The sequence below is a fragment of the Streptococcus mitis genome (assembly GCF_003942695.1).
GTDB classification, from domain to species: domain Bacteria; phylum Bacillota; class Bacilli; order Lactobacillales; family Streptococcaceae; genus Streptococcus; species Streptococcus mitis_BD.
Map to the genome: position 1 here is coordinate 84,994 of NZ_RJNU01000008.1, position 6,000 is coordinate 90,993.

The 6,000-nt window shown below is 41.2% G+C and carries 6 protein-coding genes and 1 tRNA gene; 5 read left to right on the forward strand and 2 right to left on the reverse strand.

The annotated features are described in order from the left end of the window. The first annotated feature begins 7 nt into the window (after positions 1-7). The 3 genes from groES (at position 8) to D8852_RS07085 (ending at position 2,822) form a co-directional block, all read left to right on the forward strand. Positions 8-292, forward strand: coding sequence for a co-chaperone GroES (gene groES, locus D8852_RS07075; RefSeq protein ID WP_084976053.1), 285 nt, complete (start codon positions 8-10; stop codon positions 290-292). Positions 293-307: 15 nt separating this feature from the next. Beyond that, entirely contained in the window at positions 308-1,930 is a 1,623-nt protein-coding gene (gene groL, locus D8852_RS07080; protein ID WP_125425193.1) for a chaperonin GroEL, read from the forward strand. A gap of 124 nt (positions 1,931-2,054) precedes the next feature. Then, complete coding sequence (locus D8852_RS07085) at positions 2,055-2,822, forward strand: epoxyqueuosine reductase QueH (protein ID WP_061419827.1); 768 nt, start codon at positions 2,055-2,057, stop codon at positions 2,820-2,822. A gap of 70 nt (positions 2,823-2,892) precedes the next feature. On the opposite strand, the gene D8852_RS07090 is transcribed toward D8852_RS07085, so the two are convergent. Together D8852_RS07090 and recX are read right to left on the reverse strand one after the other, a co-directional pair. Then, on the reverse strand, positions 2,893-3,426 hold the full coding sequence (locus D8852_RS07090) for a DUF402 domain-containing protein (RefSeq protein ID WP_000775318.1): 534 nt from the start codon (positions 3,424-3,426) through the stop codon (positions 2,893-2,895). An 88-nt stretch (positions 3,427-3,514) separates the two neighbouring features. Beyond that, positions 3,515-4,291: a recombination regulator RecX gene (gene recX / locus D8852_RS07095; RefSeq protein WP_125425194.1), complete on the reverse strand. Its 777-nt coding sequence runs from the start codon at positions 4,289-4,291 to the stop codon at positions 3,515-3,517. 37 nt (positions 4,292-4,328) lie between these two features. Between recX and rlmD the strand changes: the two genes are divergently transcribed. Then, positions 4,329-5,699 (forward strand): 23S rRNA (uracil(1939)-C(5))-methyltransferase RlmD, encoded by a 1,371-nt coding sequence (gene rlmD, locus D8852_RS07100; protein WP_125425195.1) that lies wholly within the window; start codon positions 4,329-4,331, stop codon positions 5,697-5,699. Between the two features lie 56 nt (positions 5,700-5,755). Then, a tRNA-Glu gene (locus D8852_RS07105) sits at positions 5,756-5,827 on the forward strand. Positions 5,828-6,000: the final 173 nt, after the last annotated feature.

Genomic DNA, 6,000 nt, shown 5'->3' on the forward strand with positions numbered 1-6,000 from the left:
AAAACAGATGTTGAAACCATTAGGAGACCGTGTGGTCTTAAAAATCGAAGAAAAAGAACAAACTGTTGGAGGCTTTGTCCTTGCAGGCTCAGCCCAAGAAAAAACCAAAACAGCCCAAGTTGTAGCTACTGGACAAGGTGTTCGTACCTTGAATGGTGACTTGGTTGCTCCAAGCGTTAAGCCTGGAGACCGTGTCTTAGTTGAAGCCCATGCAGGTATTGATGTTAAGGATGGCGATGAAAAGTACATCATCGTAGGCGAAGCCAATATCTTGGCAATTGTGGAAGAATAATAGGAGGAAATAGGTATGTCAAAAGAAATTAAATTTTCATCTGATGCTCGTTCAGCTATGGTTCGTGGTGTTGATATCCTTGCAGACACTGTTAAAGTAACCTTGGGACCAAAAGGTCGTAATGTCGTTCTTGAAAAATCATTTGGTTCACCATTGATTACCAATGACGGTGTGACCATTGCCAAAGAAATCGAGTTGGAAGACCATTTTGAAAATATGGGTGCCAAATTGGTATCAGAAGTGGCTTCAAAGACCAACGATATCGCAGGTGACGGAACGACAACTGCAACTGTCTTGACCCAAGCTATCGTACGCGAAGGAATCAAAAATGTCACCGCAGGTGCCAACCCAATCGGCATTCGTCGTGGGATTGAAGCAGCGGTTGCCGCAGCAGTAGAAGCTTTGAAAAACAATGCCATTCCAGTTGCCAACAAAGAAGCCATTGCTCAGGTTGCTGCTGTATCTTCTCGTTCTGAAAAAGTCGGTGAATACATTTCTGAAGCTATGGAAAAAGTTGGTAAAGACGGTGTCATTACTATCGAAGAGTCACGTGGTATGGAAACAGAGCTAGAAGTCGTGGAAGGAATGCAGTTTGACCGTGGTTACCTATCACAGTACATGGTGACAGATAGCGAAAAAATGGTGGCTGACCTTGAAAATCCATACATTTTGATTACTGATAAGAAAATTTCAAATATCCAAGAAATCTTGCCACTTCTAGAAAGCATTCTCCAAAGCAATCGTCCGCTCTTGATTATTGCAGATGATGTAGATGGCGAAGCTCTTCCAACCCTAGTATTGAACAAGATTCGTGGTACTTTCAATGTCGTTGCTGTCAAAGCTCCCGGCTTTGGTGATCGTCGTAAGGCTATGTTAGAAGATATCGCTATCTTGACAGGTGGAACAGTCATCACAGAGGATCTTGGTCTTGAGTTGAAAGACGCTACTATTGAGGCGCTAGGTCAAGCAGCGAGAGTAACTGTGGACAAAGACAGCACTGTTATCGTAGAAGGTGCTGGAAATCCTGAAGCTATTTCTCACCGTGTTGCGGTTATCAAGTCTCAAATCGAAACCACAACTTCAGAGTTTGACCGTGAAAAATTGCAAGAACGCTTGGCAAAATTGTCAGGTGGTGTCGCAGTCATCAAGGTCGGAGCTGCAACTGAAACTGAGTTGAAAGAAATGAAACTCCGTATTGAAGATGCCCTCAACGCTACTCGTGCAGCCGTTGAAGAAGGAATCGTTGCAGGTGGTGGAACTGCTCTTGCCAATGTCATTCCAGCCGTAGCTGATTTGGAATTGACAGGAGATGAAGCAACAGGACGCAATATTGTTCTCCGTGCCTTGGAAGAGCCTGTTCGTCAAATCGCCCACAATGCGGGATTCGAAGGTTCTATTGTTATTGACCGTTTGAAAAATGCTGAAGTTGGTACAGGATTCAACGCAGCAACAGGCGAGTGGGTCGACATGATTGAAGAAGGAATCATTGATCCTGTTAAAGTGAGCCGTTCAGCTCTTCAAAACGCAGCATCTGTAGCCAGCTTGATCTTGACAACAGAAGCAGTCGTAGCTAATAAACCAGAACCAGTAGCCCCAGCTCCAGCAATGGATCCAAGCATGATGGGCGGGATGATGTAAAAGTAACTTATAAAAACCACAAAAGGAGGGAACATGCATCCCTCCTTTTATGGTTTTCTCTTCTAAATAGATTTGAGCTCTCCTAACTTATATGATAAAATAAGACTAGAAGAAGGAGAAGAACATGATCGATGTAGAAGAAATCCTGAGCAAGATGAATCCCAATCAGAAGATTAATTATGACCGTGTTATGCAGAAGATGGTACAAGTTTGGGAGAAAAATGAGCAACGTCCCACTATTCTCATGCATGTTTGCTGTGCTCCTTGTAGTACCTACACCCTAGAGTATCTGACCAAGTACGCTGATGTGACCATCTATTTTGCCAATTCCAATATCCATCCCAAGGCAGAATACCACAAGCGGGCTTACGTCACCAAGAAATTTGTCAGTGATTTCAATGAGCGAACAGGAAATACGGTCCAGTATTTAGAAGCCCCATATGAACCCAATGAATACCGGAAGTTAGTCAGAGGACTGGAAGAAGAGCCTGAAGGTGGCGACCGTTGCAAGGTTTGTTTTGATTACCGTTTGGACAAAACAGCGCAAGTGGCTATGGATTTGGGCTTTGACTACTTTGGTTCAGCCTTGACCATCAGTCCCCATAAGAATTCTCAAACCATCAATAGCATCGGAATTGATGTGCAAAAGATTTATACAACCCACTATCTCCCAAGTGATTTCAAGAAAAATCAAGGCTATAAGCGTTCAGTGGAGATGTGCGAGGAGTATGATATTTATCGTCAATGTTATTGTGGGTGCGTCTATGCAGCTCAAGCTCAGAATATTGATCTTGTTCAGATTAAGAAGGATGCCACGGCTTTCTTGTTGGATAAGAATGTTGAAAAAGACTATTCCCACATCAAGTTTACTGTTACTAAATTAGATATATAGCAATCAACCCAGCTGAAAAGCTGGGTTTTTCAAATAAAAAAACCAGAGCTTTCACCCCGGTTTGACAACTTTACCGATTCTTTAGTTCTATGTAGCGTTTGTACCAAATGTTGACATAGGCCTCTGAGAAAGGACCGCGACCATTGTTGATCCAATCAACAAGGATTTTAACATGCTCTTTCAAAATATAGTCTAAATCATCAGAATACTTCATTTTGCGTTTATGGCGCTCATACTCTTCAACGTCCAAGAGACGCTTTTCACCATCAGTGAAGACCTTGACATCCAAATCATAATCAATGTATTTCAGGGCTTCCTCATCTAGATAGTAGGGGCTGGCCATATTGCAATAGTAGGAAATCCCATTATCACGAATCATTGCAATGATATTAAACCAATATTTTTTGTGAAAGTAAACAATAGCCGGTTCTCGAGTCACCCAACGACGACCGTCACTTTCGGTAACAAGTGTGTGGTCGTTGACGCCAATAATAGCGTTCTCTGTTGTTTTTAGTACCATGGTGTCCCGCCAAGTACGGTGGAGACTCCCATCATGCTTATAACTTTGAATTGTAATAAAGTCGCCTTCTTTTGGAAGTTTCATAACTAACCAACTTTCTACAATTTATAAGTTTATCGTCTACTATTATATCATAAATTGGTCTAATTTTTTTGAATTTTACATGAAAATGTTAAAGATATTCTCTGAGAGCGCTCGCTATATCCGAAAAATCATAGCCCTTTCGAGCTAAAACTTGGGTTAAACGTTGTTTAAGTTCGTATCCTTCATACTTTCGAGCATACTTAGTATATTGTTTGTCTAGCTCTTTAAAAATGAGTTCTTGAGTCGTTTCTTGGTCGACTTGACTGTCCAAGTCATCAAAGACACTTTTAGCATCGGGATAGGAGAAGCCCTTGTTAGTCAAGTTTTGAATAATCTTATCTTGCAAAGCGCGAGCAGGAAGCTTTCCGGTGTATTTTTTAAGCAGTTTCTCAGCTACACGTTGAGCAACCTCTGAAAAATCAAAATCCGTTAAAACCTCTTCAATAGTTGATTTGGCAATCCCTTTTTGAGACAGTTTTTGAGCTAGCACATAAGGTCCCTTATCTCCAGAAAGTTGATTGGCATTGATGATAGAGTAGGCATACTGACGATCATTTATCCAGTTATCTTCTTTAAGACTAGCGATAACTTGACTAGTGATTTTTTCATCAAGATCATACTTTTTCAGATACTCACGAACTTCCTTTTCGGTTCGAGCTTTAAATGATAGATGGTAGAGGGCGAGATTCTTACCATAAGAAAACTGAGCAAAGCCCTGAATCTCGGTCAATTCTTCAGTGCTAACCACCTTATCTTTAGACAACATAAAACGGACAATGGTATCTTCCGTGATATAAGAGGTTTGTTGATTATCTAGCTCCATTAAGTAGAGGCGTTTTTTCTTTTCAAGTTTTGTGATTTTCATAGTTCTATTATACCCTAAAATGTGATAAGATAGGGGTATGAATCTGAAAGTCAAACAAAAAATACCTTTAAAAATCAAGCGTATGGGCATCAATGGTGAGGGAATCGGTTTCTATCAGAAAACCCTCGTTTTTGTGCCTGGCGCTCTCAAAGGAGAAGACATCTATTGTCAAATTACTTCTATTAAACGCAACTTTGTTGAAGCAAAATTACTAAAGGTTAATAAGAAGTCTAAATTTCGAGTCGTACCGGCTTGTACGATTTATAATGAATGTGGCGGTTGCCAGATCATGCACCTCCATTACGATAAACAGCTAGAGTTCAAAACGGATTTGCTCCATCAAGCCCTGAAAAAATTTGCTCCTGCAGGATATGAAAACTATGAAATCCGTCCAACTATCGGAATGCAGAAACCAAAGTACTACCGTGCTAAGTTGCAATTTCAAACTCGGAAATTTAAAAATCAGGTCAAAGCAGGCTTGTATGCGCAAAACTCTCATTATCTCGTAGAGTTGAAAGACTGTTTGGTACAAGATAAGGAAACCCAAGTGATTGCGAATCGCCTAGCTGAGCTTCTCACTTATCATCAAATTCCCATCACCGATGAGAGAAAAACGCTCGGTGTTCGCACCATCATGGTACGCCGAGCGAGAAAAACGGGTCAAGTTCAGATTATCATTGTCACGAATCGCCAGCTTAATTTGAATCAACTAGTCAAAGACCTAGTCAAGGATTTTCCAGAAGTCGTCACAGTTGCAGTCAATACAAATACAGCAAAAACAAGTGAAATCTATGGTGAAAAGACGGAAATTATCTGGGGCCAAGAGAGTATTCAAGAAGGAGTACTCGACTATGAGTTTTCTCTCTCGCCCCGTGCCTTCTATCAGCTCAATCCAGAGCAGACAGAGATTCTCTATAGTGAAGCAGTTAAAGCTCTAGATGTTAGCAAAGAAGATCATCTGATTGATGCTTATTGCGGTGTTGGGACAATTGGATTCGCCTTCGCAAATAAGGTCAAGAGTCTCAGAGGGATGGATATTATTCCAGAAGCCATTGAAGATGCTAGGCGAAATGCTCAAAAAATGGGATTTGACAATACCCATTACGAAGCGGGGACAGCTGAAGAGATTATTCCACGCTGGTATCAAGAGGGCTATAGGGCGGATGCACTGATAGTCGACCCTCCTCGGACGGGTTTAGATGACAAGCTATTAGATACCATCTTAACCTATGTACCGGAAAAAATGGTCTATGTCTCTTGTAATGTTTCGACATTAGCGCGAGATTTGATTAAACTAGTGAAAGTCTATGATCTCCAGTATATCCAGTCAGTCGATATGTTTCCCCATACTGCACGGACAGAAGCAGTGGTTAAGTTAGTGAAGAAAAGAAAAAGTCAAATTCATTAAAAAAGCCCTTGACAAAGAGGAAAAAGTAGGTATAATAGAAAGAGTTGAAAAGCTCAGGTCCGTTGGTCAAGGGGTTAAGACACCGCCTTTTCACGGCGGTAACACGGGTTCGAATCCCGTACGGACTATGGTGTATTGCGGTTAAAAAAACTTGAAAAAAGTTTAAAAAATCTGTTGACAGAGGCAGGTAGCTGTGATATACTAATGTAGTTGTCGCTCGAGAGAATGAGTGACAAAGACCTTTGAAAACTGAACAAGACGAACCAATGTGCAGGGCACTATAACTAAGGTTATAGTACTG